Origin of the sequence: Streptomyces sp. NRRL S-495 (assembly GCF_000966955.1) — a bacterium.
Taxonomy (GTDB): Bacteria; Actinomycetota; Actinomycetes; order Streptomycetales; family Streptomycetaceae; genus Kitasatospora; species Kitasatospora purpeofusca.
Map to the genome: position 1 here is coordinate 1 of NZ_JZWY01001011.1, position 1,939 is coordinate 1,939.

General features: G+C 71.5%; 2 protein-coding genes and 1 pseudogene. 2 read left to right on the forward strand and 1 reads right to left on the reverse strand.

Translation table 11 applies throughout. The annotated features are described in order from the left end of the window. A pseudogene (locus tag VR45_RS37965) lies at positions 1-383 on the reverse strand (hypothetical protein); the annotation flags it as partial. A 256-nt stretch (positions 384-639) separates the two neighbouring features. On the opposite strand from VR45_RS37965, the gene VR45_RS50905 reads away from it, so the two are divergent. Then, entirely contained in the window at positions 640-1,242 is a 603-nt protein-coding gene (locus VR45_RS50905; RefSeq protein WP_353612754.1) for a hypothetical protein, read from the forward strand. A gap of 51 nt (positions 1,243-1,293) precedes the next feature. Next, positions 1,294-1,818 carry an ATP-binding protein gene (locus VR45_RS37975; RefSeq protein WP_045944510.1) on the forward strand — a complete coding sequence of 175 codons (525 nt, stop codon included), beginning with the start codon at positions 1,294-1,296 and terminating at the stop codon, positions 1,816-1,818. The last annotated feature ends 121 nt before the right edge of the window (positions 1,819-1,939 follow it).

The window sequence follows — 1,939 nt, forward strand, 5'->3', positions numbered from 1 at the left end:
GGCCGGCGGCCGGCGGCCGGGAGGAGCTTCCCCCCGGCCGCCGGGTACGGCGGTCGGTCAGCAGCGGGGCAGGACCGTGGTGTCGTTGGCGTAGCCCACTTGTCCAGGTAGACATCGGTGACGTACACGTTGCGGTTGCCGCTGTCGTCGTCGGTCTTCAGCCGGACGGCGCTGGTGCGGCCGTTGCCGGTGCAGGTCGCGCCCGTGGTCCAGCAGTAGAAGTAGTTGGACCCCTTGTAGAGCCAGCCGGCGTGCGAGGAGTCCCGGGCGTCGGGCGTCCAGTGGCTCCACTGGTCCACGACCGTGTTCAGGTCGGTCCTGCCGTACGCCGCCGCGCTCGGCAGGACCGTCGCGCCGTGGTCCGCCGCCGCGGCCGTGCTCACGCCCGCGGCCCCGAGCAGCGTGCCGACCGGCCAGCACGACGGCGGCCAGCGCGCCGGCCGCCTTCCTTCGTGCGTTCATCCCTCTCCTCCGCGTCATGGGTCCGCCGGCCCTACCGGGTGCCCGCCGGTGCACTCCGCGCCCTTGCACGAACGGGAGCGGCGGTGCGGTGACGGACGGCCCGTCGGGATCCGGCGAATCAGCCGTGACCTCAGTTTTCGCCGCTGCGGCGTTGTCCAGCAGCCCCCTTCCATCACCGTGGACAATGACCGGGCAACCCCTCACGCCCCGGCCCTGCGCGAGAGCCCCGGCCCGAACCGGCCGACCGGGATCCGTATCCTCACCCCCGGTCCGCACCCCGCCCGCACCCACGCGGAACTGCTCGCGCCGAAGAACACCGACCGGGGCGCGGTGTTCATCGTCGACCAGTTCGAGGAGGCGTTCACGCTCTGCACCGATACCGCCGAACGCGCCCGCTTCGTCGAACTGCTGCTCGCCGCCACCGACCCGGACCGCGGCGCCAGGGTGGTCGTCGCTCCTGGCGGGGCGGAAGCTCCCGCCCCGTCTCCAGATCCCGCTTCACCATCCGGTGGACGGTCGGCAGCGAAGGCACCGTCGATCCCTCAGGAACGGTCGCCCTCAGATGCCGGTAGAGCGCCGCGACAGTTCCGCCCGCCTGCGCCAGGACGGTCCATGCCTCCTGCGACAGTTCGAGCCTGGGACGTGGCCGGCCGAGCTCGAGCAGACGCGCCACCAGGAGCGGCCGGTCCACCGACAGGTCAGGCAGGAGATCAGCCAGCGCGGACGAGGCAGCCACCACACCCCCGACAAGGGACACTCAGCCCGTGTTCGGGCGGATAAAAACGGTGGCTTCCTGATTCGCTTCCCTGCCACGATCTGGGGGNTCTGGGGGTGACCACATTGTTCCTGATGGTCGGCCTGCCGGGGGCCGGAAAGACCACACGGGCTCGGCAGCTCGCCGCAGAGCACGGCGCGCTGCGTCTGACGCCCGACGACTGGATGATTCCCCTGTTCGGCGAGGCGGAGGCGGACGGGAAGCGCGATGTGCTGGAGGGGCGCATGCTCTGGCTCGCCCTGGAGGCGGTCAGACTGGGCACCGCCGTCGTCGTGGACTACGGCTGCTGGTCACGGGACGAACGGTCCGCGATCCGCTGGCTGGTGGAGGCCGAGGGGGCGTGCTTCCGCATGGTCTACCTGCCGGTGGACGAGGAGACCCAACGCACCCGTATCGCCCACCGCTGGGCGACCACCCCCGAGGAGACGTTGCCGATCTCCGAGGCCGACATCCTGCACGGGCGCGCGCATTTCGAGGAACCCGACACGGCGGAGCTGGCGGGCCGCAGGGGCGCCGGCCCGCCGCCCGGATGGGTCGACTGGCGGGAGTGGGCCGCCGACCGATGGCCGTCGTTCGCGTGACTGCTGCGGCCCACGACAACTCAGCCGTACCGGGCGTGCCTGCACCAGCCCGAGACGATCCGCCGGACAGACCCTAGTAGTGCTTTGTCAGGTGGTGTCGTAGGTCTGCCATGGGGTGGGT